A 2,093-nucleotide genomic window follows, 5' to 3' on the forward strand; every position below is an offset into this window, starting at 1 on the left:
AATGTTAATGAACAAATCAATGCAGTTCGTACAAATGTGGAAGCCTTGGCTTTGGAATTGCGTAAATTCTTGGGAACTGAAGATATCCAAGTCTTGCTTGCAGCGACTTCTACTAACCTACAAAACGTTGGTGATGGAGATGGTATCCTTATCGAAACAGGTACAACTGCAACTCCAGATATGTCCGATCCAAATGGTGCAAGTGTAACATCAAAAGTGAGCGGTAGCTATAAAGCTACTGAAAATGCGGATTATTTGACAATTCAATATACACCTGTTGCATACTTTGATGCTGTTGCACCTGTCTATACACCTTTCAAAGAAAACGGTGGACAGTCAACAGGTGGAGCTTACTTCCGTACATCTGTTAAACCAACCAATCTTTACGGCAAGCTCTTGGTAGAGTTGGTTGCAAACGACGGAACAGTTGTTGAAACTAAGGAAGTTGAGCCAAACACAGCTGTAGACTTTGATTACTTCAAGACTACACATGGTGCAGGCTATCCATTTGTATATACCTATGACCCCGACTATGATTCGAAAGATATGTTCGGTGTTATTCGTATTCAATGGGCTTACAACACAATGAGTGCTGTCAGTCAAAAGTTGATCCGACCAACCACTAATACGACTGTCTACAAGACAGAGGATGGTCAACAACTAGCTACCTATACGGTGTTAACAACACCAGACTTGAATACAACACCGTCTGAAAAGAGAGAGTTTGCGGGTTATACTTACAAAGAAACGACAACAACAACATCTAACGTCGTTCTAGTTCCATCAGAGCCATACGTTGAAGTAACTCGTTTTGCTACAAGTGGTGTACAGTTCAAGACTATCGTTGAAGCTGTGGGTACAGATGGAACTATTAAGAAAACCTACTACATAGCAGATCCGAACTACACAGGTACACAGAGTTTTACAGATACTAATCTAGATGGCTTCCTACCAATCTTGGTAACAGATGACATGCCAGTTGGTGCAGTGAATACAAACTTGAAGCTTCTTCCTTCTCTTCTAACCTCTGGTTATGAAGTTTATCGCGTAGATGCTTCAACAGAGAAGATTTATCCAGACAAAGAAGGGGATAAGCAACCAACTCCTGTCCGTGGTACCTTGATAACAGACCCAGCAGAGCTTGATTTCAGTACCTTGACTTCAACAAGCCAGTGGTTCCATATCAAATTTAACGAGAAACAAGATGGTACACTAGCATTTGCTCGTCTTCGCCCAGCAGCCCTAGGTAACGCATCGCGAATAACCTTTGAATATGATACTCGTAAGAATGATGGTTCGACGACGGATACGAGTGGGTGGGGAGGTGATCAAGATCTTGGTGTACGTCCAAAGTCTTGGAATGGGATTCACCATACTATCAGTTTGAATAACAATGCCCAAACTGTTACTGAAACAACTCATATCTATACACCAGTTCCACAGGAAGCTATCATCCGCTACCAAGTTGAAGGAGCGACAGACTTCTTAGAAGATTCAGGTACTTTAACAGGTAACCCAGGTACAGACATCACTTACTCAACAGAAGATACCATTAACAAGTATAAGAAATTGGGTTATGAGCTTGTATCTGACAACTTCACAACAGCCGCTGGTCAAGACTACGACTACGATACAGCTGTTAAGCAAGAATTCCTTGTTGTGATCAAGCCTCGTGTTGTTGATGTTCCTAAGACTGCTGTACCAGGTGAACCAGTCGATCCAACAGATCCAAACTCACCAGTATGGCCAGATACTGTTGAAAACTTGGAAACAACTCAAGAAGTAACTCGTACAGTTGAGTACAAGTATGAAGATGGTACACCAGTTCGTGTAGACGCTGCAGGCAATGTCTTGCCAAAAGACTCTACAGAAGGTACACCACTTGTTAAGACTGAAACAGTAACCTTCACTCGTCCAGCTCAAGTAAACCTTGTAACTGGTGAAGTGACTTACGGTGACTGGGCAGCAGATACAACGGACACACTTAGCGGAAACCAAATTCCAGCTATCACAGACTACACAGCAACTCGTACAACCCTTGAGGGTGTAGATGCGCCAATGTCTGAAACAGTTATTCCTAAGACAGTAGCTGC

1 protein-coding gene is annotated in these 2,093 nt (G+C 42.6%); it reads left to right on the top strand.

Annotation, left to right across the window (positions count from 1 at the left end; all coding sequences use genetic code 11):
• On the top strand, positions 1 to 2,093 hold a 2,093-nt coding region (locus C1G49_RS11055; RefSeq protein ID WP_419579747.1), incomplete at both ends, for a mucin-binding protein.

It is taken from the genome of Streptococcus suis (genome assembly GCF_002960625.1).
GTDB classification, from domain to species: Bacteria; Bacillota; Bacilli; order Lactobacillales; family Streptococcaceae; genus Streptococcus; species Streptococcus suis_T.